Annotated in this window: 20 protein-coding genes and 2 pseudogenes; 11 read left to right on the forward strand and 11 right to left on the reverse strand. The window is 38.1% G+C overall.

What is annotated here, in order from left to right; all coding sequences use genetic code 11:
- Positions 1 to 20: 20 nt before the first annotated feature.
- The 3 genes from H3Z85_14360 to alaS all read right to left on the reverse strand — a co-directional run bounded on the left by H3Z85_14360 (position 21) and on the right by alaS (position 6,396).
- Positions 21 to 1,835, reverse strand: a complete 1,815-nt coding sequence (locus tag H3Z85_14360) for a c-type cytochrome (protein ID QPQ50621.1) — start codon at positions 1,833 to 1,835, stop codon at positions 21 to 23.
- Positions 1,836 to 1,900: 65 nt separating this feature from the next.
- Positions 1,901 to 3,376 carry a hypothetical protein gene (locus tag H3Z85_14365; GenBank protein QPQ50622.1) on the reverse strand — a complete coding sequence of 492 codons (1,476 nt, stop codon included), beginning with the start codon at positions 3,374 to 3,376 and terminating at the stop codon, positions 1,901 to 1,903.
- A 416-nt stretch (positions 3,377 to 3,792) separates the two neighbouring features.
- Positions 3,793 to 6,396: an alanine--tRNA ligase gene (alaS, locus tag H3Z85_14370; protein ID QPQ50623.1), complete on the reverse strand. Its 2,604-nt coding sequence runs from the start codon at positions 6,394 to 6,396 to the stop codon at positions 3,793 to 3,795.
- Positions 6,397 to 6,698: 302 nt separating this feature from the next.
- On the opposite strand from alaS, the gene H3Z85_14375 reads away from it, so the two are divergent.
- From H3Z85_14375 to msrB, 4 genes are all read left to right on the forward strand, one after another.
- Entirely contained in the window at positions 6,699 to 7,253 is a 555-nt protein-coding gene (locus H3Z85_14375) for a sigma-70 family RNA polymerase sigma factor (GenBank protein QPQ50624.1), read from the forward strand.
- Between the two features lie 9 nt (positions 7,254 to 7,262).
- The gene (locus H3Z85_14380) at positions 7,263 to 7,532 is read left to right on the forward strand and encodes a hypothetical protein (GenBank protein ID QPQ50625.1); all 270 of its coding nucleotides are present in this window, start codon (positions 7,263 to 7,265) and stop codon (positions 7,530 to 7,532) included.
- 83 nt (positions 7,533 to 7,615) lie between these two features.
- The gene (locus tag H3Z85_14385) at positions 7,616 to 8,065 is read left to right on the forward strand and encodes a DUF417 family protein (protein QPQ50626.1); all 450 of its coding nucleotides are present in this window, start codon (positions 7,616 to 7,618) and stop codon (positions 8,063 to 8,065) included.
- Positions 8,066 to 8,197: 132 nt separating this feature from the next.
- A complete protein-coding gene (gene msrB / locus H3Z85_14390) occupies positions 8,198 to 9,175 on the forward strand; it encodes a peptide-methionine (R)-S-oxide reductase MsrB (GenBank protein QPQ50627.1) in 978 nt (325 codons plus the stop codon).
- Positions 9,176 to 9,215: 40 nt separating this feature from the next.
- On the opposite strand, the gene H3Z85_14395 is transcribed toward msrB, so the two are convergent.
- Positions 9,216 to 9,845, reverse strand: a complete 630-nt coding sequence (locus H3Z85_14395; protein ID QPQ50628.1) for a hypothetical protein — start codon at positions 9,843 to 9,845, stop codon at positions 9,216 to 9,218.
- Positions 9,846 to 9,958: 113 nt separating this feature from the next.
- On the opposite strand from H3Z85_14395, the gene H3Z85_14400 reads away from it, so the two are divergent.
- From H3Z85_14400 to H3Z85_14420, 5 genes are all read left to right on the forward strand, one after another.
- On the forward strand, positions 9,959 to 10,954 hold the full coding sequence (locus H3Z85_14400) for an alpha/beta hydrolase (GenBank protein QPQ50629.1): 996 nt from the start codon (positions 9,959 to 9,961) through the stop codon (positions 10,952 to 10,954).
- Positions 10,955 to 11,078: 124 nt separating this feature from the next.
- Positions 11,079 to 12,437: an AAA family ATPase gene (locus H3Z85_14405; GenBank protein QPQ50630.1), complete on the forward strand. Its 1,359-nt coding sequence runs from the start codon at positions 11,079 to 11,081 to the stop codon at positions 12,435 to 12,437.
- A gap of 26 nt (positions 12,438 to 12,463) precedes the next feature.
- Complete coding sequence (locus tag H3Z85_14410; GenBank protein QPQ50631.1) at positions 12,464 to 13,579, forward strand: FAD-binding oxidoreductase; 1,116 nt, start codon at positions 12,464 to 12,466, stop codon at positions 13,577 to 13,579.
- A 152-nt stretch (positions 13,580 to 13,731) separates the two neighbouring features.
- Positions 13,732 to 14,843, forward strand: a protein-coding gene (gene prfB, locus H3Z85_14415; protein QPQ50632.1) for a peptide chain release factor 2 whose coding sequence is annotated in 2 segments (ribosomal slippage) — positions 13,732 to 13,804 and positions 13,804 to 14,843 — 1,113 coding nt in all. Because the reading frame shifts where the segments join, the coding sequence is not laid out codon by codon here.
- Positions 14,844 to 14,930: 87 nt separating this feature from the next.
- Complete coding sequence (locus tag H3Z85_14420) at positions 14,931 to 15,695, forward strand: VTT domain-containing protein (protein ID QPQ50633.1); 765 nt, start codon at positions 14,931 to 14,933, stop codon at positions 15,693 to 15,695.
- Here the strand turns inward: H3Z85_14420 and H3Z85_14425 are convergent.
- Positions 15,662 to 16,531: an alpha/beta hydrolase gene (locus tag H3Z85_14425; protein QPQ50634.1), complete on the reverse strand. Its 870-nt coding sequence runs from the start codon at positions 16,529 to 16,531 to the stop codon at positions 15,662 to 15,664. The two genes, H3Z85_14420 and H3Z85_14425, sit on opposite strands and share 34 nt — an antisense overlap.
- 23 nt (positions 16,532 to 16,554) lie before the next feature.
- Complete coding sequence (locus H3Z85_14430; protein ID QPQ50635.1) at positions 16,555 to 17,043, reverse strand: tetratricopeptide repeat protein; 489 nt, start codon at positions 17,041 to 17,043, stop codon at positions 16,555 to 16,557.
- A 155-nt stretch (positions 17,044 to 17,198) separates the two neighbouring features.
- Between H3Z85_14430 and H3Z85_14435 the strand changes: the two genes are divergently transcribed.
- Positions 17,199 to 18,080, forward strand: coding sequence for a DUF808 domain-containing protein (locus H3Z85_14435; GenBank protein QPQ50636.1), 882 nt, complete (start codon positions 17,199 to 17,201; stop codon positions 18,078 to 18,080).
- A gap of 129 nt (positions 18,081 to 18,209) precedes the next feature.
- On the opposite strand, the pseudogene dnaJ reads toward H3Z85_14435, so the two are convergent.
- From dnaJ to H3Z85_14460, 5 genes and pseudogenes are all read right to left on the reverse strand, one after another.
- Positions 18,210 to 19,329, reverse strand: a pseudogene (dnaJ, locus tag H3Z85_14440) (molecular chaperone DnaJ).
- 101 nt (positions 19,330 to 19,430) lie between these two features.
- Positions 19,431 to 19,966 (reverse strand): annotated as a pseudogene (locus H3Z85_14445) (nucleotide exchange factor GrpE).
- A gap of 127 nt (positions 19,967 to 20,093) precedes the next feature.
- Positions 20,094 to 21,431 carry an Nramp family divalent metal transporter gene (locus H3Z85_14450; GenBank protein QPQ50637.1) on the reverse strand — a complete coding sequence of 446 codons (1,338 nt, stop codon included), beginning with the start codon at positions 21,429 to 21,431 and terminating at the stop codon, positions 20,094 to 20,096.
- A 113-nt stretch (positions 21,432 to 21,544) separates the two neighbouring features.
- A complete protein-coding gene (locus H3Z85_14455; GenBank protein QPQ50638.1) occupies positions 21,545 to 22,882 on the reverse strand; it encodes a DUF937 domain-containing protein in 1,338 nt (445 codons plus the stop codon).
- Positions 22,883 to 22,998: 116 nt separating this feature from the next.
- The gene (locus tag H3Z85_14460; protein ID QPQ50639.1) at positions 22,999 to 24,474 is read right to left on the reverse strand and encodes a proline--tRNA ligase; all 1,476 of its coding nucleotides are present in this window, start codon (positions 24,472 to 24,474) and stop codon (positions 22,999 to 23,001) included.
- A gap of 144 nt (positions 24,475 to 24,618) precedes the next feature.
- Here H3Z85_14460 and H3Z85_14465 point away from each other — a divergent pair, with 144 nt between their 5' ends.
- Positions 24,619 to 25,755, forward strand: a complete 1,137-nt coding sequence (locus H3Z85_14465; protein QPQ50640.1) for a prolyl-tRNA synthetase — start codon at positions 24,619 to 24,621, stop codon at positions 25,753 to 25,755.
- Positions 25,756 to 25,778 lie beyond the last annotated feature (23 nt).

Raw genomic sequence — 25,778 nt, forward strand, 5'->3', positions numbered from 1 at the left:
TCTGTTTACGGTTCCAACTTTTATCTGTCATCCAGCGCTTTCATAAAATCAATAATATCATCAATTTCTTTATCGGTAAGCTGTAAAGGAGTATCTGAAAGGGTCTGATTCTCTACGGCAAATCCAAAACCTTTACCACCGCCTTTGTTATAAAAATTCATGATTTCTTTCAATGTTCTGTAACCTCCATTATGCATATAGGGAGCCGTTTTATTGATGTTTCTGAGGGTTGGTGTCTTAAAGGAATGCTGCAATGTAGCTACAGTTTCATGAAATTTTCCTCGCCCGGGATCCCGGTCAAAAATCCTATTATCCCCTTTGACGGCTACCCCAAGAACTTCCTGCTCCGTTTTTTTGAAGGTAGGAGGAACAGTTCCGTTGAATAAAGGAAGAAAATGGCATATAGCACACTGGGCTTTCCCGACAAAAAGATTGAAACCTCGTTTCTGGCTTTCTGTCATCGCCGATTTGTTTCCTCTCATATAATCATCAAAATTTGAGTTAAATGTGGCCAGGGAACGAATATAGCTTGCCAGTACATTCTGAAGTTGCCAGACTTCTGTTTTTTGAGTCTGATAGATTTTTTGGAAAGCTTCCTTATACTTTTTATCCTGATTAATTTTAGCAAGAATTACATTAAGGTTACCATGCATTTCCTCCTTATTGGAAATCACATCAGAGCTTTGGCCCTCCAGGTCATCTTTTCGCATATCCCAAAACTGGCCGTGTTGAAAACCCGCGTAATTGAGGGAAGGAGCATTTCTTGCCAATTCTGCATTTTCAAGAGACATTGATCTCGCCAGGCCATCTGTGAATGCTTTCTCAGGAATATGACAGGTTGCACAGCTTCTGTTGTTATTGTTGGAGAGAATTTTATCATTAAAAAGCTGATGTCCGAGACGGGCTTTTTCATCCGAGTACGCAAATTCTTCTCCGGGAGTAAACGCATTAGGATTAAACGCATTTTTAGAAAAAAAAGTAGCCGCATTTTTATTCAGAGCAGTGGTCACCTCTACATCCTGAATCTGCTCCTGTTTTTTAAATTCCTGAAGTAAGGCTGTAATTTTATTGAGATGATCGGGAATGAAATTCACATAATCGAAGGTGTTTTTATCAGTGTTTTTCTTTAAAAAAGCATTGGCAGAGCTGATTTCTGAAACAATGGCTTGTAAAGATTTATCTTTTGACTGCTGAGTTGAAATCTGCTCTAAAGTGTGTTGTACCCCGCTAAGAGAGTAGGGGATTTCTTCTAAGAATGTACCGGAAACAGGGGTGTCAAAGCCAGAAATTCCTAAACTGGAAATTCTGAAAACCTCCTGTCTCAAAGCATCGAAAGCCTGGTTTTTACTTACTGTAATAACCTGGAAATTCGTAGCGATCGTATTACTTTTATTGATTAATTTTCTGAGAAACCTGATTACTTCCTCTTTATTCTGTTTTTCATAGGGGTAGAACATTTCTTCCAAAACCTGCAAACCTTCAGGCTCTATTTCAGTATGCTCATCCATTTCAATCTCAGGAAGGGCAGCGCCATTGATGAATCTTGCCGAATGAGGAAGGAAATATTCAACGGCCCATTCCATTTTTTTGTAGGTTTTTCGGAGATCCTGAAATTTTTGCTGAAGGGCCTTTTCGTCAGCATCTTTAGATACCAGGCCAATCAATTCATTGATCTGTTTTTCAAATACGGAATTGTTGTTGAGGATTTCCTTTTTTACAGAGCCTAGATCTTCATATACAACCTGAGGTTTTTCATTCTTACAATAAGCCAATATGAAAAGAGCGGCTGCACAATATAAAAACAGAAGTATCGGATATTTTGAAAGTTTCTTCATAGGTATGAAAAAGTATCAACAGAAGAATTTCCATTGATACTTTGAAGTTTTATGAGTAATTAAAGCTATTTTTCTACGTTTCTGATGATGACAACCTGTCCTCCTTCTTTGTTGATGTTCACTCCGGATCCGTCTGGATTTTTGAATTTATCCAACTGCCATGTATGCGAATGAATATTTACGGTAAAGGTGTTTGGAACTCCTATGATGTCAGAAATATCTGTCATGGCACCAAATTCCCATGAACCGAATTTCTGAAGATCACCGGACTGGTTGTACGCTGTCTGCCATGCCTGATCATTTCTGTTGTGCTTCATATTCAACCATGGTTTGTATTGTTTTGTAGCAATATTAAGCTGCCAGATGTATGAATCATGATTAGCTCCTTTGTAGTAAGAGTCTCCGTCTTCCTGGATGTAAACGAAGTTTTCAGTTACACAAAGGTTATCAGGGTTGATCAGGTTATTACCAGGATTAGAATCTCCTTCAGCAACGACTTCCAGTTTTCCTGTCAGCATATTATTGGAGTTAAGAACCAGTTTGTAGACTCTTCCCCACATTGTTAATCCCGGTTTTGGATTCACTCCATCGGACGATTCTCCGGTAGCGGTAAAATAGATTTCTCTTCCTTTTCCGGCTCCTTTTCTGTAATCTACATCTTCAACCCTTGAAAAGCGGATCGCTTTATTATTAATGTTTTTTTGGTTGATTTCGGCTCCTGTAAGATTCTTGGCGTTAGGAATTTCAACAAACTCTACATCGTAGCTGTTTCCTTTGGTCATATCAGTTTCCGTATAGTTGTCGTTGGTTCTTTTTAAAGCATATAATTTTCCGTTATCAAGGTCGCCTTGAATATCAGCTACATACATGATCAGCTGTCCTGCAGACTGGTGAGAAGAAGAATACGACTGATCTTCACCAATAATAATATAAGATTTTCCGTTGGATACATCTTTAGGAAGCGGAACGGCATTTTCCATTGAAGCTTTTCCTAAAGCAGGCTTTACCCTCGATTTATCCGAAGCCTGAGAAGCTGGTGCTAAGGGATTTAAAGCATGAACCATACTCTCTTCACCGGATTCGCCTGCAGTAAGGAATGCACTGAAACCGTGAGTTTGAGGAGTAGCCAGGGTAGCCGAGCATAATCTTGTTATGCCTCCTGTTCCGTTCAGAATATATTCACCTTTTACAGGTCTGAATGTTTTATCTAAATACACTCTGGATACCGATTGCTTGATCTCATGGTTTGTGATCATCAGGTAACCGTCAGAGTTTGGATCTTTCATAATCCCCATTCCGTCCGGCTGACCACCAAAGACAAAGTCAGGAGATCCGGGTAAAATGTCAGAACTTGAAATAAGAGTGGTAATGTTTAAGTTTTCAAAACCCTGCATAGCGTACACAAAAGCGGATTCTTTAGAAAAATTTTCAAGTTTAATCTGGTCATTAACCGGAGTGTTTCCGTCTCCGTTATCATCATTACAGCCTTGAAATACAAGAGCTGCAAATAACAGAGCACCGATAGTTTTGTTAATTTTCATAATTGTTTTTTGAATTTCGATTGAGACAAAACTAAAACTCTCGTGTTAACTGGACTTTACGAAGACAAAACAAATAGTTTAAGATTCGCTCATGGTTTGTTAAGCGAAGGTCAATAATTAGAATGGATATAAATAGAGAGACTTTGATGAATATCTGAATAATAAGGAATGCCCTATTGTAACGCAGAGACGCTAAGACTTATAGATATCTGTTTTTTTGTTCGCAAAGGCATTCTATTTAGCAAAAAACGCAATCATTTCATGGCTGAGTGTAGCGCCTTTGCGAACGAAAATATCTATGATGATATGAGGGTTTCTTGCGTCCTTAGCGTTAAATAAAAGATAATAGTTAAAACTAAAACAGGCTGTCTCAAAATGAAACAGCCTGTTCTAATATTTATAAAAGGTATTCTATTTTAGATATTCAACGCTTTTTGATAAGCGTTTTCTAATCCTTCAAGGTTTTTACCGCCTGCAGTTGCAAAACCTGGGTTTCCACCACCACCACCTTGGATTTCTTTTGCAAGATCCTTTACGATAGCGCCAGCCTGATAATCAGCAGCCAGATCATCAGAAACTCCAACAGTAATCATTGGTTTTCCGTCCGCATCAGAAAGAATGATCGTTACAGAAGCAGGTATTTCTCTCTTCAGCTGGAAAACGATATCTTTTACAGATCCAGCATCCAAAGATGTTTTCTTCACTAAAAGCTGTTTGTTTCCTTTTTGCTCGTAAGCATTCTTCCAGTCGCTGATTTCTCCTTTTGCTTTTTCTTTCTTCAGAGCGTCTACTTCAGCCTTTAAAGAAGCATTTTCCTCGATTAGTTTCTCGATAGATCTTACAACGTCTTTAGATTTTAACAACTGGGAAAGTTCAGCCATTTGTTTTTCAATATTGTTGAAGTATTCCTCAGATTTATCTCCGGAAATAGCCTCAATTCTTCTGATTCCTGCTGCAGCAGAACCTTCGGAAACAATTTTGAAATGACCGATTTCGCTGGTATTTTTCACGTGAGTTCCTCCACAAAGTTCTTTTGAACTTCCAAACTGGATCATTCTTACGTTATCACCATATTTCTCACCAAATAAAGCCATTGCTCCTTTCTCTAAAGCTTCCTGAATAGGGATGCTTCTGAATTCCTGTAAAGCAATGCTCGCTTTGATTTTTTTATTGACTTTATCTTCAATTAAAGCAAGCTCCTCTTCATTGATTTTATTGAAGTGAGAGAAGTCAAAACGTAAATAATCAGGCCCTACATAAGATCCTTTCTGCTCTACGTGCGTTCCCAAAACTTCCCGTAATACCTCATGCAGAAGGTGAGTCACAGAGTGATTTCCCTGTGAATTTTTTCTTTCCGTTGCATTCACACGAGCGTAGAAAAGAGCACCTGCATCTTTCGGAAGACCGTTGATTAATGAAATAATTAATCCGTTTTCTTTCTTGGTTTCCAGTACTTCGAAGCTGTCGGCAGCATTTTCCAATACTCCTTTATCACCAACCTGTCCTCCTCCTTCAGGATAGAATGGGGAACTGCTCAGGACAACCTGATAAAATTCTCCGTCTTTATTTTCTACTTTTCTGTATCTTGTAATATAAGTTTCAGACTCAATCTGGTCATACCCGACAAATGTTTCCGGTTTTTCTTCCAGCACAACCCAGTCGTATACTTTCTGAGCAGAATCAGATTTTGAACGCTGTTTCTGTTTTTCCATTTCAGCATTAAATCCAGCTTCATCAATGGTTAATCCTTTTTCCTCAGCAATAATTCTTGTTAAGTCATCAGGGAAGCCATAAGTATCGTATAGTTCAAAAACTTCTTCGCTAGGCAATACTTTCTGATTGTCAGCAATTGTTTGTTGAATTAATTTTTCAACCCTGATCAGTCCGTTTTCAATTGTTTTTAAGAATGATTCTTCTTCACTTTTGATCACTTCTGTTACCAGTTTTCCTTGTTTTCCAAGTTCAGGGAAGAAGCTACCCATTTGTTCCTGAAGAACGGCCACCAATTTGTAAAGGAAAGGTTCTTTCATATTTAAAAATCGATAAGAATAAGAAATCCCTCTTCTCAAAATTCTTCTGATAACATAACCAGCTCCTCCGTTGGAAGGTAATTGGCCGTCTGCAATGGCAAAAGAAACCGCTCTGATGTGATCGACAACTACACGAATTGCAATATCTTTTTCATCTTCTAAAATTCCGGTATACTTCTTTCCTGACAGTTCTTCCACTTTAGCGATTAACGGAGTGAAAACATCAGTGTCATAGTTGGACGATTTCCCTTGAAGTGCCATACAAAGACGTTCGAAGCCCATCCCGGTATCTACATGCTGAGCAGGTAATTTTTCCAGAGATCCATCTGCTTTTCTGTTAAATTCCATGAAAACGAGATTCCAGACCTCCACCACTTGTGGATGATCGTTGTTCACCAATTCCAAACCAGAAACTTTAGCTTTTTCTTCCGGAGTTCTTAAATCGATATGAATTTCCGAGCAAGGTCCACAAGGTCCGCTTGCACCCATTTCCCAGAAGTTATCTTTTTTATTTCCGTTGATGATTCTGTCTTCTGAAATATGAGATTTCCAGAAATCAAAGGCATCCTGATCCCTGTTAAGGTTCTCAGAAGCATCACCTTCAAAAATTGTAACATATAAATTTTCTTTTGGAATTCCGTATACTTCAGTCAGTAATTCCCAGGCAAAAGCAATAGCCTCTTTTTTGAAGTAATCCCCGAAAGACCAGTTTCCCAGCATCTCAAACATGGTGTGGTGATAGGTATCTCTACCCACATCATCCAAATCATTGTGCTTTCCTGAAACTCTCAGACACTTTTGTGTATCGGCAATTCTAGGGGCGGTAGGCGTTTTGTAGCCTAGGAAAAAGTCTTTGAACTGCGTCATTCCTGAGTTGGAAAACATAAGGGTAGGATCGTCTTTCAGCACGATAGGCGCCGAAGGAACAATAAGGTGATCCTTACTTTTAAAATAATCTAAAAATTTTTGACGTATCTCTTGTGATGTCATAGTATTGCTTTTGCTTTTTTAAATATCAAATTTTGATAAGATGCAAATTTAGGATTTTTAGGCGATTTAATATCTACTATTTGATATTTTCAAGTACGTTTTATCAAATATCTGACCTCATAGTCAATCATCGTTTTTTTTATAATTGGTTATCGGCCATAAGGAATAGATTTTTATGTTTATAGAAACCTGTTAGGTTGGTAAAATTGAAACATAACAGGTAAGGAGTTAATTAAAACAGCAATTCCGGACTTTAATTCTACAATAAAAAAAATCTTATCTTCGTTTATAATTTCCTTGTGATGATGAAAAATGAAATTCTTAAAAGTTGGATAGAACAGTATTCCGGGGCACTATTGAAAAGAGCGCTCTATATGCTTTCCAACAAAGAAGATGCCCAGGATGTAGTGCAGGAAGTTTTTCTGGCTGCATTTTCAGCATATGATTCTTTCGAAGGAAACAGCCAGCCGCTGACCTGGCTGATGGGTATTATGAACAGAAAAATTGCAGACTTTTACCGTAAAAAATATAAATCTGAGCCTAATATACGGCTTGATCATTTTTTTGATGAAACAGGTTCATGGAAAAATAACGATGTTTTAAACGATTGGAATGTTTCGGGAAAAGAATCTGAATTGCTGGATGATCAGGACTTCAATAAAACATTGGAGGAATGTATCGAAGAATTGCCGTCCAGGTGGAAGATTCTATTAAAAATGTATTACATCGAAGAGAAAAAAGCACCCGAAGTCAGTCAGGAATTAGATGTTTCTACGACTAACCTATGGAAGATCTTACAGAGGAGCCGCATGCAGCTGAGAGAATGTCTTGAATTTAACTGGTTCTCAAACAGATAATGATTTAAAATGATACGAAGAATTTTACATATTTTATTCTTACCATGCAGTGAAGCTACTTTACTGATGGAAAAGCGGAATGCCAGTTCTATTTCTCCAAAAGAGGACAGGAAACTGAGCATGCACCTGATGATTTGTAAATGGTGTAAGATGTATAACAAAAAACTGAAAGTACTGGATAAGGTATTTAAAAAGACCTTATCCAAAAATACAGCTGAAATAAATGACGTTGAAATTCAGGATTTTAAAGATAAAATGATTAAAAAATTAGATTTTTAAGAAAAATTTTGTCAGGATTTTGAAACAGCTCCGACTATACTTTTGAAAAACAACATAAGTATTCATTCAAAATCTTAAAAAATATGGTCGGAACTCAAAACACTTCAAACAAGAATGCAACGTATCAGTCAGGATACTATATTTCGCTTTTCGGAGCAGCTCTTATCTTACTGTGGATAGGTATTTTCAAATTTACTCCTACTGAGGCAGCAGGAATAAAACCTTTGGTCGAAAACCATTTTCTGACCTTTTTCGTATATAAGATTATGAGCGTCCAGACAGTGTCAAATCTTATCGGAGCGATAGAAATTATCATTGCCTTACTTCTCATATTTAGTGCGAAATTTGCTGTATTAAAAAGATATGCAGGAATAGGAATGGTGGTAACATTTACGGTGACGTTAAGCTATCTCTTTACAACTCCCGGAATGTGGAAAATAGTAGATGGAGTTCCGGTAACGGACTTCTTTATCGTCAAAGACCTTATGTTTTTAGGATTTGGACTGATTCTGCTCCAAAATAAAAAGTCATGAATAAAAAGAATAAAATGAAAAATATACTCATTGTGCTCGGAATCGTTCTGGGTATAGCAGTTTTTGCTGCAGGATCGGGGCTTTTTAAAAAAAAATAAGCCTACACAGGTAAAAGAAGAAAAACAGGAAATTATGGATATTAAAAATGCTAGAGAAATTTATTTTGCAGGCGGATGTTTTTGGGGAACAGAACATTTCTTTCAACAAATTCGTGGAGTAGTAGGTACAGAAGTAGGATATGCCAACGGAAATACTCAGAACCCAACCTATGAAGAAGTGGTAAGCCATACGACAGGCTTTGCGGAAACGGTAAAAGTAAAATACGATCCTGAACAGGTGGATTTAAAACTGTTGATTGACCTTTATTTTAAAACCATTGATCCCACCAGTAAAGATCAACAGGGAAATGACAGAGGAAATCAATACAGAACAGGAATTTACTTTACGGACAAAACTGATGAAGCGGTTGTAAAGAATGAAGTTCAGAAATTGTCTAAAAATTATAGTAAACCAATTCTGGTAGAAACAATTCCTTTGAAAAATTTCTACAAAGCAGAAGATTATCACCAGGATTATCTGGATAAAAATCCGGGAGGCTACTGCCACATAGAACCGGGACTTTTTGAAATGGCGAAGAAAGCCAATCCGCTTCCGAAAGCAACAACCTACCAGAAGCAGGATAAAAAAGTCTTAAAAGAAAAATTATCTGCAGAACAATATAATGTCACTCAGGAAAATGGTACGGAGAGACCTTTCCAGAATGAATACTGGAATGAAACCCGCGAAGGAATCTATGTAGACATTACCACAGGGGAACCTCTGTTTGTATCAACGGATAAGTTTGAGTCAGGCTGCGGATGGCCGAGCTTTTCAAAACCGATTACCAAAAGTCTGATTAACGAAAAGCTGGATCGTACCCACGGAATGGACAGGGTAGAGGTAAGAAGTAAAACGGGAGATGCCCATCTGGGACACGTTTTTACAGATGGCCCTCAGGATAAAGGAGGACTTCGTTATTGCATCAACAGTGCCTCTCTGAAATTTATTCCAAAAGCGGAAATGGAATCTAAAGGATACGGAAAATATCTTCCGTTGTTAGATAAAAAGTAATGTGAAAGAAGGCTGCCGATCGGCAGCCTTTTATTCTGAATTAATGCTGCAGTTGAAATCTTTCTTTGATACTGAGCATTGAGAGGTTTAAAAATAAAAGAAATCCAAAAACAAAATAATATACATTTTGGGGAAGGATCGTAAACATTGACTGCATTTTTTCAAAAAAATCAGGTTTATATTCAGTAATGAGAACATCATTACAAAGTAAGCATTCATATTCAGATTCTTTTACATTGGGATCTTTGTAAAGTACGGTAGCAAAAATATGTCCCGTTTTTTCCATATCAACGGCATATTGTTCATGATTCGATATATTCATGTCATTTAAAACAGATACAAAATCACCATAAGTATTATCATTGTTTAAAATAAACTCAATTCCTGTATTTTTCTCATTTTTCTTTTGGAGATTTTTTAGTTCAGAAACATATAGCTTTGAATGATCTTTGGCAGTTCCGGGAAGTATATTTATTTTTTTATATTCCCAATTTCTATAGGGTTCAAAAGTAACATAGAGAGATGAGGTTTCTTTTCTGACTTTTGCCGGAAGTCCAATATCTACTACTGAAACATTAATTTCTTCAAATTTTTGATTTCCATAGTACCAAAATAATAATGGAATCAGAATCGCACTGATAAGTCCAGGGACATAATATATTTTCCTCACTTAGTTTTTTGATAAAAATAATAAAAAAATATACCTAGAAAACAGGAGTTAAAACACATGAAATTATATCTAATTTTATAATCCTAAGATCACATCAAAAAAATAAATAACCCATGAAAATATTTAAATGGATAAAAAAATTACTCCCGATAGTACTGGCTATCCTTATTTTTGGGTTAATTATCGGTTTTGTTTTTGAAAGAATCTCCCGCTCAAAGGCAGATACAATTCAGCCTAATGGTCAGCTTGTAGAAGTTGAAGGTCACCAAATGCATTATCTGAAAAAAGGAACCGCTGGTCCCACCTTTGTTTTTGAAACAGCTTTTGACCCTGCAGGGCATCTGCAGTGGTATCATATCCAACAGGAACTACCTGATACCTTTACTACTTTTTCTTATGACAGATCAGGAATTTTGTGGAGCGAAAGAGGCCAAGCACCCAAAACCGGTGAAGAGACGGCTGAAGAACTTCATACATTATTGGAGAAAGCAAGAGCTCCCAAGCCTTATGTGCTTGTTGGTCATTCTTTTGGAGGAACATTGGTTAGGTTTTTTGTTAATAAATATCCAAAAGATGTTGCCGGTATTATTTTAGTCGAGAGCCAGTGTCCGGATGATAAAAAATACCTTTCGCCTGAACTATATACTCTCGTTAACCAGGGGTTGCCGGGAGGATTGCTGAAATTTGCCAGTACTTTCGGACTGGCGAGACTGATGTTTAAGAATATGTTTCCTCCACAACCACAGTACAAATATCAGAATTCCATAATGCCTGCATTGATACACAAAAGTGCTTATGGCGTACTTGAAGAGCAGGATCAGATGAGTGCTGTTAAAAAAGAGGCCACGAAAATAAAGTCCTTCGGTGCGATTCCGCTCTATGTGATTACAGCAGGTGATACAACACGATTTGATGCTTTTATTAAGGATCCGAAATTAAAAAATGAAATGCTTGGAGCATGGGATAAAATGCAGAAAGATCTGTTGAAAATGTCTACAGATAGCAAACAGGTTATCGCTACATCAAGTGGACATTATATTAATCAGGATCAACCAATAATTATTGAGAATGCAATTAAAGACATGTATAAAAAGGTAACAGCACCTTAATAGTTCAGTATTCCCGTAAGTTCTTTGCCCATCAATTGTATGATGATACTTTTCAAAAAGAATGTCAGTTTTCATAACATCTTTAAGATTAAAATATTAAATTTGATAGAACTAATAAGGATTTATGAAGTTAATCGAACTGGCAGAAGAACTAAAGGTATCTGCAGAAGCTATAAAACAATTTATACAGGATTTTGACCTTGAATTGGTAGACTGTATCAGTACCAATTTCGAAGTAAAGGAGGATTTTGAAAAATTTGCCCGTGAGAATCTGGATTTTTTAAGGTTGTATGAAAAAGATCTTGATAAAAATAAAACGGTAGAGCAGATTGCAGAAGTTATCAATCAGCCTAAAGAGAAAGTAGAAAAAGCCATAAAAGAGAACAATCCCAATATTTTTGATAACGGTTTCTTTAAATCTTCGATCTCAAGTTATGGGATTGATCATAAAATAGGTGGTAATTATCAGTTTGTCTACGACTATTTCGGGCATAAAACAAGCCTGCAGAAAAGAGATTTTATAGGATACAGGGATCTTTTCTTCTACACTTCATCTGTGCTTGAACCTTTTTTAAATCCTCAGCAGATCAAAGACTGGGGGATCAATAAACCTGCGGGAATTGTATTGTACGGTCCTCCCGGAAGCGGAAAGATTTTCTGGGCCAATAAAATTGCTGAAATCATAGGCTATCAATTTAAAGAAGTTAAAAAACATTATTTAGGAACTTCCTTTGTGGATGGAAATGAGGTTAACTTCAGCGATTTTCTGCTGTCTATGCTCAAAGAAAATAAAATACTTCTTTTTCTTGATGATTTTGATGAAATTATGATGCAGAGAAAGGCAGAAACCGATGTTGCTTCCTGCAATCTTGAAGTACAGGAGCTTATTCTTCATTATATCGCCAAATTTGAAAAAGAAAATGTGTTGATGGTGGGATCTGCCAATTCTGTATCAGAAATTGACGAAGAGATTCTTGCTCCCGGAAGATTTGATGTCATGATTCCGGTCTTTCCTCCCAATGCGTCAGAGCGTTCAGAAATTATCCTATACGCGATGACCCGCGGCCTTGAAGAAGATTCATTGTTATATAAAATTCTTAAAAATAATAAAGCCGATAAAGTTCCGTTCTGGCAGGACATTGCTTCAAAAATGAAAGTTTTTAGCAATACGATGTTAATTGATTTTACCCAAAGCCTCAAAAAGAGAATCAAAAACCTGTATCAGAAAAACAGAAATGAAAAGCTTAAAATTGATCAGAACCTTCTCAATGCGGCTCTGAGAGATGCTGCAGGAAAGCTTACCGGCGAATATCTCGATCAGGTAGCCCGGTTTTTAGCCGATGTCGTGATCAATAACTTTGATGAATTTCAGTTCAGAATCAAAGCACTCAAGACAGAACTGGAAACCTATAAAGTCGTTGAGGAACCCAGAAGGGCAATCGGTTTCTCCCACAACGAAGAAGAGGAAAATAAAAAGAAGTAAAGAATTAATCTACTGCTCCATTACTCATGAACAGCATCTGGGAACTTGAGACTTTTTACCGGAAGAGAAATATAACCATTGTAGGATCCGGATTTTCCGGACTCTGGACGGCGATCTCCCTTAAAGAAAAGTTTCCTGAAAAATCAGTTTTAGTGATTGAAAGAAATCATATTCCTTTAGGCGCTTCCACAAGAAATGCAGGTTTTGCCTGCTTCGGCAGTCTTACAGAAGTGATTGCCGATTCTCAGAAAATGGGTTGGGATAAAACATTGGAGCTGATCAGGATGAGGTTTGAAGGACTTCAGAAAATCAGACACTATTTTACAAGGGATGAAATAGATTTTGAACTTGACGGAGGCTATGAAATTTTGAATGATGATCAGCCTTTACAATATCTTGATTCCGTCAATGAACAATTGAAATCTATAACAGGATCAGATCATACCTATACTCTCACCCAGAATAAAATCAGTGAATTCGGGCTCGGAAAGTCTCGGTTTCTCATTGAAAATGCCTGTGAAGGAAGCCTGCATTCCGGTAAGTTGTTGCAGAAACTTCTTGAAAAATGCCACGAACTCAAAGTTGAATTTTTATTTGGGACAGAGGTGAAGACCATTGAAGAAAAAGCGGATGAGATGCAAATTTTCCTTTCAAATGATCTTACATTGAAATCTGACCGGCTGATCTACTGTACGAATGCTTTTAGTGACAGATTTTTGAAAAATGAAGAAATAATTCCGGCTCGCGGGCAGATTATTTTAACAGAGCCTGTTGAAGATTTAAAATTAAAAGGAACATTCCACTATGATGAAGGCTTCTATTATTTCCGGAATCTGGGAGACAGAGTATTGCTGGGAGGTGGAAGAAATCAGGATTTCAAAACCGAAGAGACTGCAGCATTTGAAACCACTGAATTTCTGCAGAATCATTTAGAAAATTTTTTGAGAGAAGTCATTCTACCGGGCAAAGAAGTAGATATTGCTCTCCGATGGTCAGGAATTATGGCGATGGGCTCAGAAAAAATACCTATTGTAAAGCAAGTTTCTGAAAGACAGTTTTGTGCGGTAAGACTCTCCGGAATGGGAGTTGCCCTGGCTCCAAAGATTGGAGAGATGGTTGCTGAGATGATAAACATTATATGACGGAGAGTAGATAATAGACAGATAGATAATAGACGGGGAGATTATCACACTCTCACACGCTGCAACACTCTTATTCTCGAACCCGCCAACTCTCTCAATCAACCCCTTTCCACTCCAAAAGAAATCCTTATTTTTGCAAAAAGAAAATATTCGTGATCAACAACGACCAGATAAAAGACGTTCAATCCAGAATTGAAGACTTGCACAGATACCTTCAGATTGACAAAAAAAGATAGAAATTGCCAATGATGATGAAAAAACGGCGGCACCGGAGTTTTGGGATAATCCCAAAACAGCGGAAACATTTCTGAAGCAGCTTCGTTCCAAGAAAAAATGGGTAGAAGACTACGAAGAAATCAACACTCAGTTTGAAGACCTTCAGGTTTTGGCAGATTTTGCCAAAGAAGATCCCGATTCTGAAAAGGAATTGGATGAAACCTTTCCGCAATTGGTTGAAAAAATCGAGGACCTGGAATTTAAAAACATGCTTTCCAATGAAGGCGACGAGCTTTCTGCGGTTCTTCAGATTACTGCCGGTGCCGGTGGTACAGAAAGCTGCGACTGGGCTTCCATGCTGATGAGAATGTATACGATGTGGGCAGATAAGCAGGGATATAAAATCCGTGAACTGAATTTCCAGGAAGGAGATGTAGCAGGAGTAAAAACAGTGACCTTAGAAATTGAAGGCGAATATGCCTTCGGATATTTAAAAGGAGAAAACGGAGTGCACAGGTTGGTAAGAATTTCCCCTTTTGACAGTAATGCTAAAAGACACACGAGTTTCGTTTCCGTATACGTGTATCCTCTGGTGGATGATACGATTGAAATCAATATTAATCCGGCAGATATCAGCTTTGAAACAATGAGGTCTTCCGGAGCAGGAGGGCAGAACGTAAACAAAGTGGAAACAGCAGTACGTCTTCGCCACGCACCTACAGGAATTATCATTGAAAACTCCGAATCCCGTTCGCAGCTTCAGAATAAGGAAAAAGCGATGCAGCTCCTTCGTTCGAGACTTTATGAAATGGAACTTGAAGAACGTATGAAGGCCAGAAATGAAATTGAAGCCAATAAAATGAAAATCGAGTGGGGAAGCCAGATCAGAAACTATGTCATGCACCCTTACAAACTGGTAAAAGATGTACGCTCAGGCCATGAGACCTCAGATGTGGATGCCGTGATGAACGGAAATCTCACTCCTTTCCTGAAAGCCTTCCTGATGGCTGATGGTACAGCGGTTTCCGATGATGATCTTGATCTATAAAATATCATGTCTGAATTTTAGTTAAAATCTTATAATTAATTTTTGTTTCAGACATTTTAGACTTATTTTTGTTGGACATCGATATATATGGAAGATTTCAATAGCTGGAAGGATTTGTTAAACCCTGAATTTTATATTAAAATGGGAGGGTTTTGGTTGATTTTATTTATTGTTTTTGCTGAAACGGGTCTTTTTGTAGGGTTTTTCTTACCTGGAGATTCATTATTATTCGTTTCAGGAATTTATGCTGTTGAAATCATCAAAGAGACATTTGGCTCCACAGGGAGCGATTTCCTTGATACGACACTCTTAGCTTCTGGAGTTGCCTTAGCGGCAATCGTTGGAAATGAAGTAGGATATTATTTTGGAAGAAAGGCCGGACCTGCTTTATACAAGAGACCGGATTCAATGCTTTTTAAGAAAAAATATTTGTATCAGGCTCATGATTTCTTTGAAAAACATGGGGCATTAGCCATTATTATGGCAAGATTCTTACCGGTCGTGAGAACATTTACCCCGATCGTGGCAGGGATTGTAAAAATGGATAAAAAAGAGTTCCTGAGAGATAACGTGATCGGAGCTGTTTTATGGTCTTTTATTTTAATCTTTGCGGGTCATTACCTTGACAAGCTGTTTATGGAACAGTTTGGAATCAATTTAAAAGAAAAACTGGAATACATCATTATTGTTATCGTGCTTGTGACTACACTTCCGGTGATTATCAAATTTATGTTCGGAAAAAAGAGGATCTCTCTAAATATGAGAATAAAGATTTTGAACAATAAAATTAAAAATACAAATAGCCTGCATTTAGCAGGTTATTTTTTTATCCATTCCAGAATATTCGGATAGATAATACTGTCTCTTTTCCTTTTGCTGAACAGTCTCGGTACATGCCCTGTTCTTTCCATGAAGACAAATTTGTGCGGTATATTCATACTGGTGAGAGCAGAATCCATAGCGATTCCCTGATGCTGATTCACAAGAAAATCCTTATTTCCCTGAAATAACAGTGTAGGAACATAGGTAATATTGGCAATAGGGCTGGCTTCTCTAAAAGCTTCAGAAACATTCTTCCGGTCAAAAGGGATTCCAACCACTTTCTGAATCGTGGGTGAAGTATATTTGGAGTAAAAAGATTTTAAATAGTCGTGGCTGTAGAAATCGGTCGGGCCACTCAGGGAAATGATTTTTTTGATCTGATGAGGATGTTTGTATCCGTATAAAAGAGCAAGATGCCCACCGGCACTTTCTCCCAGAATAATATAATTGTTGGGAAGAAGCTCTGCTTTTTCAGTTAAAGAATTAAAACGGTCAATGGCCGAGCTGATATCTTCTAGCTGTTGTTTATAGGTTATTTTCTTTTTTTTCGAAACCAGGCGATAGTTCATATTGATACTGGGGATATTATTCTTAAAAAGCATTTTCTGAACCTGAATCATGTGTTCTTTTTTACCTAAAGTCCATGCACCTCCGTGTACGATAAGCAGTACCGGAGAATCTACAGGATACTCCTTCGGCAGAAAAATATCCATTTTCTGTCTTTTATGGTCTCCGTATTTTAAATTATAGATTTTTTGCTGACCGCTGGGGCCTACCCAAACTCTGAATTTCGTATTGCAGGACTGCAGTATGAAGCCAATGCATCCCATAACGAAAAAATGATACCTGAGAATGAGTTTTTTCATAAGGTAAAAATAAAGAAATATTATTACAATTCTTTATTCAAAGCCATTGCGTAGTTGCAGACAGATCGGTTGTATCTGGGCAAATGATGAGAAAGGGCTTTTAAACTTAATGATAATGCTTCCTTATGTTTTCCGGCTGAAGAAAGAGAAAGAGCTAAAAATGCGTCTACTGCATCATTCAGCTCATCAGAATAATTTGCTTTTTCTTCTCTTAGAATATGAATGCTTTCCTCTGTTTTTCCATTGTTTCTTAATGTACTTGCCAGCTGTATTCTTGCCCTCCTTCTCCGCAATCCCGATAATCCGGCGTTTATTGCGGCTCTGTACAAAGGTTCCGCTTCTTTTTCATGTCCCGTTGAGTCATAGGCGCATGCCATTTCGAAGTCAGCAATAGCCTGTGGAACTGAAAATACATTCATATGCTCTCTGATCTCTTGAATAAACTCTTCGCTGCGAATACTGCCAAGTCTCAGCCATATATCCTGCAACAGGATTTCCCAGTTTTCATCCATTGAATAGATTTTAAACAAAGATATAAAATATTGAAACTGAAGTATTACTTTATTGTTCGCATAATTTTCAAAATTATTGTCAATTTGTGAATCCGAAAACGGAATTAAATATTTATTTTTGTTGAACTTAACAAAGATTAAAAAATTATTAAAATATGGCATCAGGCTTTTTTGCAATTTTAGACGATATTGCAGCATTGATGGATGATGTAGCAGTTACCAGTAAGATCGCTACCCAGAAAACAGCAGGTATTTTAGGGGATGACCTGGCTGTGAATGCAGAAAAAGCCACGGGCTTTCTTTCTTCAAGAGAACTTCCTGTTTTATGGGCAATTACCAAAGGGTCTTTTATTAATAAACTGATTATTCTTCCTATAGCATTTCTCTTGAACTGGTTGTACAAACCGGCTATTGAGATGATTCTTATTCTCGGAGGCTTATATCTTGCGTTCGAAGGAGTAGAAAAAATCATTGAATTCTTATTTCATCGTTCCAAAAAAGGACATGAAGTAATCAAAGAAAGTACGGAAGAAGAAAATTCAGAAGTTTCTGAGAAAGCTAAAATAAATTCAGCGATCAGAACCGATTTTATTTTATCTATTGAAATTGTAATTATTGCCCTGGGAACGGTAATCCAGCAGGAACATCCGCTTCTTACACAGATTCTTACCGTAACTTTTGTTTCATTTATTGCGACAGTAGGGGTGTACGGAATTGTTGCCCTTATTGTAAGAATGGATGACGCGGGCTTTAGCTTAATCAGAAAAAGCCATGATAAAGGTTTCTTTTCAAAGCTTGGGCATTTACTGGTGAAAGCATTACCGGTAATTATTAAACTGTTGGGAATCGTAGGAACAATTGCCTTAATATTAGTTTCCGGAGGTATTTTCGCTCACAATATTCATTATTTGCATGACCTTCTTCCAAGCTGGCCATCAACGCTTAAAGAGTTTACATTCGGAATTATAGGCGGATTGGCTGCAGTGGCTGTGTTCACCGTAGGAAAAGCAATCTATTCGTTGGTAGCAAAGAAATAAAAACAGAATTAGAATTAAATAACCAAAAAACCTGTATTCGAAAGAATGCAGGTTTTTTATGGTCTGGCTTAAAGGTCATTTTGAAACTTTAAACACAAAAAAGAGACTTGTAAAAGTCTCTTTTTTATATTAATTGAATAAATCTTTTACTTTATCAAAAAAAGTTTTTTCCTTTCCGGACGGTTCTGCAACCATTTCTCCGCTGGACATCTGATTTTCGAAGAAGTCTTTTTGCTCTTTTGTAAGCTTTTGTGGAGTCCAGACATTGATATGAATAAACATATCACCTTTTCCATAGCTGTCAATACTTGGAAGTCCCTTTCCGGCAAGTCTTAAGATCTTTCCGGACTGTGTTCCCGGATCAACCGTAATTTTTACTTTTCCGCCTACTGTAGGAATTTCTTTTTTAGTTCCTAAAGCTGCTTCAGCAAATGAAATGTACAATTCCTGGTGAAGATTATCGCCTTCTCTTTTGATCGTTTGGTCAACCTCTTCTTCAATAATCACCAATAGATCCCCAGGAGTTCCTCCAAAAGGAGCATCATTTCCTTTTCCTCTTACATTAAGCTGGATTCCGTCTCTTGCTCCTGCAGGAATATTGATGGTGATTTCTTCCTCATCTTTTATCAGACCCTGTGCATTAGCGCCGGCTGGAATTTTATCAGCAACTTTTCCGATTCCCTGACATGTGGAACATGTTGTTTGAGTTTGCATCTGACCAAACATGGTATTCATTACTTTTAATTGAACACCGGAACCGTTACAGGTAGGACATGTTTTTGAAGTTGCCCCTTCGGCCATCTTCATTTTTTTTTACTTTAATGGTCTTGTGAGTTCCGTTTACCATTTCCTCAAGATTCAGCTTGATTCTGATTCGTAAATTAGAACCTTTCACCTGCTGGCGTCCGCCGCCGCCAAAGCCGCCTCCTCCGAAGCTACCGCCGAAAATATCTCCAAACTGGCTGAAAATATCCTCCATGTTCATTCCGCCTCCGAAGCCACCGCCTCCGAAGCCGCCGTTTCCACCCATTCCTGCGTGGCCGAACTGGTCGTATCTGGCGCGTTTCTGATCGTCGCTTAATACCTCATAGGCCTCAGCTGCTTCTTTGAATTTTTCTTCAGCCTCTTTGTCACCGGGATTTTTATCCGGGTGATATTTGATGGCCATTTTACGGTATGACTTCTTTATTTCGTCGGCTGATGCAGATTTACTGATCTCAAGAACCTCGTAATAATCTCTTTTTGACATGACAATTTTATAATTGATTATTGATAAATGATAAAAGATACTTTAAAATTTAATAAGTGAATATTCATCCATTATCACTCATCATTTATCATTTATGAATTTTAGTTTCCTGTTACTACTTTTGCAAAACGAATCACTTTATCATTTAAAGTATATCCCGTTTCAATAACGTCTACGATTTTTCCTTTTAAATCTTCTGATGGAGCAGGAATTTGAGTGATAGCCTCATGGAAATCAACGTTAAAGCTGTCACCAGCTTTTACTTCCATTGCTTTCAGTCCTTTTTCAGTAAGTTTATTTTTGAATTTCTGATAGATCAATTCTACTCCTTGCAAATCAGCCGGATTTCCGTTTTTAGCGATTTCTTTTAATGCTCTTTCGAAATCATCTAAAACACCCAGCATAGAAACCATCATGTCCTGATTGGCATACTGGAAAAATTCCATCTTTTCTTTAGATGTTCTTTTTTATAGTTTTCGAACTCAGCATACAGTCTGATGTAACGGTCTTTTTCTTCTGCCAAAAGTTCTTCCGCAGAAGGAGTCGCTGTCACATTGTCCTGAGACGTTGCTTCGTTCTGAACGTTGTTTTCTTCCTGATTATTGATGCTTTCTTCGTTAATATCCTGGTTTTCCATAATTCAATATTTATTTACTGAATTGTTTGACAAAAGGTCTGCCAAATAAAAAAATCAGGACATTAAGTCAGAAAATGAAAATTCAGGGTAAAAATTGAAAGTTGAAGTTGAAAATTTCTGATACTTTTTATTGTTCACCTGTGAATGTCTGATAGAGCAGATAAAGGTTTAAAACAATGATGATAGCAGAGATAATCCAGACACAGATTTTCAGGAAAGGTTTATTCACAAATTCTCCCATCTTCGCTTTATCATTGGTAAACATCACCAAAGGAACAACGGCAAAACTCAATTGCATCGATAAAATGACCTGACTTAAAACCAATAATTCTGTGGTGCCTTTTTCGCCATATAGAATAGCCACAATTAATGCGGGAACAACGGCGATAAGTCTGGTGATTAATCTCCTTAACCATGGTTTTAATCTGATATTCAGAAAACCCTCCATTACGATTTGTCCGGCAAGAGTCCCGGTAAGTGTAGAATTTTGTCCTGAAGCTAATAAAGCGATAGCAAATGCAATACTTGCCATGGAGGCCCCTAAAATAGGAGTCAACATTTTATAAGCGTCATGAATGTCTGCAACATGCTCGTTGCCTGTCGTATGGAATGTGGCAGCAGATAAGATTAATATGGCTCCGTTGATGAAAAAAGCCAGCATCAATGATACGGTACTGTCTAAAGTCGCAAATTTGATCGCCTCTTTTTTCCCCTCCCTGTCACGGGTATAATCACGGGTCTGAATAATACTGCTGTGGAGGTACAGGTTGTGAGGCATGACGGTAGCTCCCAGAATTCCAATGGCGATGTAAAGCATAGCCGGATTCTGTATAACTTCTTTCTGAGGAACCAGTCCTCCCAGGATTTCATTGACAGCGGGTTTTGAAATGACAATTTCATAAGCAAAACAAGCGAGAATAATGAAAATAAGACCACCTACAATACTTTCTATCCACCTGAAACCTTTAGCCTGAAGCAAAAGGATGACCAAAACATCTACGGTGGTGATGACAATTCCCCAGGTGAGAGGAATGTGAAAAAGAAGGTTGAGTGCAATGGCGGATCCAATAACTTCTGCAAGGTCACAGGCGGCAATGGCTATTTCACACAAGATCCAAAGAATAAAATTAGTGGTCGGGCTAAAGTGGTCTCTGCAGGCTTGTGCCAAATCTCTTTCTGTAGCCACTCCAAGTTTTACCGACAAATGCTGTAAAACCATGGCAAAAATATTAGAAATCAGGATCACTGAAAGTAGAGTGTACCCGAACTGCGCCCCTCCGGCAATGTCGGTAGCCCAGTTTCCGGGATCCATATATCCTACGGCAATCATTAAACCAGGGCCTGTAAATGCCAGATATTTCCTCCAGAATGATCCGTTTTTGGGAACTTTTATGGAAGAATAAACCTCTGATAGAGAATGATCTGTTTTATCTTGTCGCCATGCGCTTTTTAAATTGAAACTCATAAATGTTAGAAATGACTAACAAATTTAATTAAATAAATGTAAACACAAAAATCAGAGCATGAAAAAATCCCGGAAAATGCTTTCCGGGATTCTATTTTTATTGATTCTAAAGATTATTTTGAGAATCTTACAGACATTTTTCTGTCAGAAGCTCTTTCAGCATCAGAAGCTTTAGCATCTACAGTAGCAAATTTGCTTCCGTATCCTTCAGCTCCAAGTACTTGTGCTCCAACGCCTGCTTTAGCTAAAGCAGCTTTGATAAAGTCTGCTCTTGCCTGAGATAATTTTACGTTGGAAGCTTCGTTTCCTGTTTTATCAGTATATCCGCCGATTTTGATTTTAGCGTCAGGGAAAGCCTTTAGGATAGCCACTAGGTTATCCAATTGTCCTTGCGAACCAGCTTCCAGTTCAGTAGAACTTCCCATTTTGAAGTTTACATGATCAAAATCGTACCATTTATCCTTCAAAGCTGAATCATCAGCGGCATTTTTATAACCGTCAGATTTCAGGAAAGCAATCATCTGATCTTCCATTCCACCTTTATAACCTTTTAACATTACACCGTTCAGATCAATGTTTTCATCGGTTCTTGTTGCAGGTGTTGCGGTAGAAGTTGATGGAGCTGTTGTGGCAGAAGAGTCAACACCGGACGCTGCAGTTCCTGTAGAATCAGTGGTCGTCGTCGTTGTAGTGGTCGTCTGCTTTTTCTCGCACTGTTTCCATAAGAAATACCCGGCTGCAATTAACAATAAAAGCGGAAGTAACCATTTCCAGATTGACCCTCCGCCTTGATTGTTATTATTGTTGTTATTGAATTGCTCTCTGATTTCTCTTGCTCCTTCTGAAACATTTTCTCTGGCTGTTGCAACACCTTCAGAGATATTGTCTTTAGCCGTGGAAGTTACTGAAGAAACAGTTTCTTTAGCCTGTCCAAACCAATTCTCAGCTCCTAATCCAAAAGAAGCTAAAGAAAGACCTGCCGGCAATAGAGAAGAAATAATGCCTTTCTGGTCATTCAGTAAGCTGGAAATACCCGAAGCACCCAAATTGTTGTCTGCTGCGTATTTTCCTACAGTGCCTACTGTAGCCCCGGTCACCAGGTTTAACAAAGAACCTGCAGAATTGTTGCTGATTCCTGAAAAACTGGCAATGGAATTTACTAATCCTCCTACCTTATCTCCAAAAAGAGTAGTTAGCAAGTTGGTAATAATAGGGTTACTGGAAGATCCTCCTAATAAATTCCCTAAAATACCACTTGAAGAGGCTTTCGTAATAGCATCCACAACACCAGGATTGTTTGCGTTATTGGCCAATCCACCTACAACAGCAGGTAATAAGCCACCAATTGCTTTAGAAATTCCGGATTCGCTTTCTCCAAACTGTGATGCAGCCTGTGAAACCAAAGCGGGACCTAATTGTCCTTTAATTAAATCAATGACATTTAAAGACATAATAAATTTTTTTAGATTAATGTTGAGATAAATTTAAAAAAAAATCTGTCCAAATGTCACTTTTTTTTGAATATTTCTTTAAAAAATAATGAAGTTTTTAAAAATCACTAAATTTATTAGTAAGCTTTTGCGAATAATACACGTCTTTTTGATGGTTTTCCGGAAACCAAAGAAATACCTTCTTCTACATCATTATCCAGAGGAATACATCTGATGGTAGCTTTGGTTTCGTCTTTTATTTGCTCTTCTTCTTCTGCAGTACCATCCCAATGTGCATAGATGAAGCCTCCTTTTTCTTCTAAAACCTTTTTAAATTCTTCATAGGTATCCACTTTTGTGATGTTTTCTTTTCTGTAATTGAAGGCTTTATTGTAAATATCCTGTTGGATTGTTTTTAATAATTCTTCAATATAAGAATCGATTCCCTCAATAGAACGCACTTCTTTGGTAAGATTGTCTCTTCTTGCAATTTCTACAGAATTGTTTTCAAGATCTCTTGGGCCCATAGCGATTCTTACAGGAACACCTTTCAATTCATATTCTGCAAATTTCCAACCTGGTTTGTTCTGAGTATCATCATCAAATTTAACAGAAATACCTTTTGCTTTAAGCTTAGCCTGAATATCCAGTGCCACTTCGCTGATCTGGTTCAGCTGCTCTTCACCTTTAAAGATAGGAACTATAACGACCTGAATCGGCGCAAGGGTCGGTGGCAATACCAATCCGAAATCGTCAGAATGCGTCATGATCAAAGCTCCCATCAGACGGGTAGACGTTCCCCATGAGGTTGCCCAAGCATATTCCTGTTTTCCTTCTCTGTTGGTAAATTTTACGTCAAATGCTTTTGCAAAATTCTGACCCAGGAAGTGAGAAGTCCCTGCCTGAAGTGCTTTTCCGTCCTGCATTAATGCTTCAATACAATACGTTTCATCTGCACCGGCAAATCTTTCCGATGGAGTTTTCAATCCCTTAACAACAGGCATAGCCATGAATTTTTCTGCAAAATCAGCATATACATCATTCATTTTTTCTGCTTCTTCCACTGCTTCTTCTTTCGTAGCATGAGCAGTGTGACCTTCCTGCCACAAAAATTCTGCTGTTCTTAGGAACAAACGGGTTCTCATCTCCCAACGCACAACATTTGCCCATTGATTGATCAATATCGGTAAATCTCTATAAGATTGAATCCAGTTTTTGTAAGTATTCCAGATGATTGCTTCAGAAGTAGGACGAACGATCAGCTCTTCTTCCAATTTTGCATCAGGGTCCACGATAAGTTTATGAGGATTATCAGGATCTGTTTTTAGTCTGTAGTGCGTTACTACAGCACATTCTTTTGCAAAACCTTCTGCATTTTTTTCCTCGGCCTCAAATAAGCTTTTGGGCACAAAAAGCGGGAAGTATGCATTAACGTGACCAGTTTCTTTGAATCTTTTGTCCATTTCATCACGCATTTTTTCCCAGATTGCATAGCCGTATGGTTTGATGACCATAGATCCACGCACTCCTGAATTTTCAGCTAAGTCAGCTTTTACAACCAGCTCATTATACCATTTGCTGTAATCTTCGCTTCTTGAGGTTAATTTTGCCATTATCTTTTAAAATTTTTTTAACTTTTGTACAATATTGTTATCTAAAAATAAAAATCTATTTTTGATAGATTTTTTTACCGGTATTTTGGTACATTTTTGGTACAGATTGCAAATATAATTTAAATTAAAAATTTTTACGTTATCATGAAAAGAAATATACATAAAAATTTGCTTGGCTTGCTAAGGTCTAAAGGGATTTTAGCAATATCAGGCGGATTATTGCTTATGTCTTGTGGTGCTCAGATGGGAGGGTATAGCGAGACAGATGGGGTATATTATGACCCCAACAAGGATACGCTGCCCGAAGGAGTAATCATTAATGGTGGCGGAAACAGAGTAGGCGAATATTACGACTACTATCAGGATTCTAATATAATCCAGAATGCACAAACAAATTCAAGAGAACAACAAAATAAATATAATGAATGGGGAGGAACTGATCTGGGCTGGAGCGGAAATGCAACAGACTCTGATTGGGGCTTATATGCTGGATCTCAAACCAATTATTACGACAATTCATGGGGATGGGGATCTCCATGGGGCTGGTATGGCGGTTATAGCCCATACTGGGGTATGAACCGCGGCTGGGGCTGGGGTCTTGGCATGTCCTGGGGTTGGGGCGGATCATTCGGCTGGGGCTGGGGAGGCTCTTTCGGATGGGGAAGCCCGTACTGGGGATATTCTCCTTATTGGGGTGGATATTATGATCCGTTCTGGGGAGGATACTACGGTAACCCATATTGGGGATATGGTGGCGGTTATTGGGGTCACAATTACTACAACAGACCCTATCACATGAGAAGTGGATCTACAGGAGGTTTTGTTGGAAATCCGGGTATCGGTAGTGCAGTGTATAGAACGAATACTGCCAATACAGGTTCCGGATTCAGAAACGGAAATAATAATAGCGGTGGTTTCAGAGATGGTAGCTCAGGAGGATTCAGAAACGGAAATTCAGGAGGATTCAGAGATGGAAATTCCGGAGGTTTCAGAGATGGAAATTCCGGCGGATTCAGACAAGGAAACTCTGGTGGCTTCAGAGACGGTAATTCCGGAGGTTTCAGACAAGGAAACTCGGGAGGATTCCGTAATTCTGTACCGCAATCAAGACCGGATTATAATTATCAGCAGCCAAGAAACAACGGCGGGTTCAGATCTATGGATTCCGGTGGTTTCAGATCCGGTAGCGGCTTCGGCGGTGGCGGAGGCGGCGGCTTCAGAGGTGGCTCCGGTGGTGGAGGCGGTGGCTTCAGATCAGGTGGTAGCGGTGGCTTCAGATAATATAAAATCTAATAAACTATAAA

The sequence above is a fragment of the Chryseobacterium indologenes genome, assembly GCA_016025055.1.
Lineage (GTDB): Bacteria > Bacteroidota > Bacteroidia > Flavobacteriales > Weeksellaceae > Chryseobacterium > Chryseobacterium indologenes.

Bases quoted from the DNA above. Each gene is read 5' to 3' on its own strand.
- H3Z85_14450 (QPQ50637.1), bottom strand. From the start codon at position 21,431: ATGAGTTTCAATTTAAAAAGCGCATGGCGACAAGATAAAACAGATCAT.
- H3Z85_14425 (QPQ50634.1), bottom strand. From the start codon at position 16,531: ATGAAAAAACTCATTCTCAGGTATCATTTTTTCGTTATGGGATGCATT.
- msrB (QPQ50627.1), top strand. From the start codon at position 8,198: ATGGATATTAAAAATGCTAGAGAAATTTATTTTGCAGGCGGATGTTTT.
- H3Z85_14365 (QPQ50622.1), bottom strand. From the start codon at position 3,376: ATGAAAATTAACAAAACTATCGGTGCTCTGTTATTTGCAGCTCTTGTA.
- H3Z85_14400 (QPQ50629.1), top strand. From the start codon at position 9,959: ATGAAAATATTTAAATGGATAAAAAAATTACTCCCGATAGTACTGGCT.
- alaS (QPQ50623.1), bottom strand. From the start codon at position 6,396: ATGACATCACAAGAGATACGTCAAAAATTTTTAGATTATTTTAAAAGT.
- H3Z85_14460 (QPQ50639.1), bottom strand. From the start codon at position 24,474: ATGGCAAAATTAACCTCAAGAAGCGAAGATTACAGCAAATGGTATAAT.
- H3Z85_14430 (QPQ50635.1), bottom strand. From the start codon at position 17,043: ATGGATGAAAACTGGGAAATCCTGTTGCAGGATATATGGCTGAGACTT.
- H3Z85_14385 (QPQ50626.1), top strand. From the start codon at position 7,616: ATGGTCGGAACTCAAAACACTTCAAACAAGAATGCAACGTATCAGTCA.
- H3Z85_14405 (QPQ50630.1), top strand. From the start codon at position 11,079: ATGAAGTTAATCGAACTGGCAGAAGAACTAAAGGTATCTGCAGAAGCT.
- H3Z85_14420 (QPQ50633.1), top strand. From the start codon at position 14,931: ATGGAAGATTTCAATAGCTGGAAGGATTTGTTAAACCCTGAATTTTAT.
- H3Z85_14410 (QPQ50631.1), top strand. From the start codon at position 12,464: ATGAACAGCATCTGGGAACTTGAGACTTTTTACCGGAAGAGAAATATA.
- H3Z85_14380 (QPQ50625.1), top strand. From the start codon at position 7,263: ATGATACGAAGAATTTTACATATTTTATTCTTACCATGCAGTGAAGCT.
- H3Z85_14435 (QPQ50636.1), top strand. From the start codon at position 17,199: ATGGCATCAGGCTTTTTTGCAATTTTAGACGATATTGCAGCATTGATG.
- H3Z85_14360 (QPQ50621.1), bottom strand. From the start codon at position 1,835: ATGAAGAAACTTTCAAAATATCCGATACTTCTGTTTTTATATTGTGCA.
- H3Z85_14375 (QPQ50624.1), top strand. From the start codon at position 6,699: ATGATGAAAAATGAAATTCTTAAAAGTTGGATAGAACAGTATTCCGGG.
- H3Z85_14465 (QPQ50640.1), top strand. From the start codon at position 24,619: ATGAAAAGAAATATACATAAAAATTTGCTTGGCTTGCTAAGGTCTAAA.
- H3Z85_14455 (QPQ50638.1), bottom strand. From the start codon at position 22,882: ATGTCTTTAAATGTCATTGATTTAATTAAAGGACAATTAGGTCCCGCT.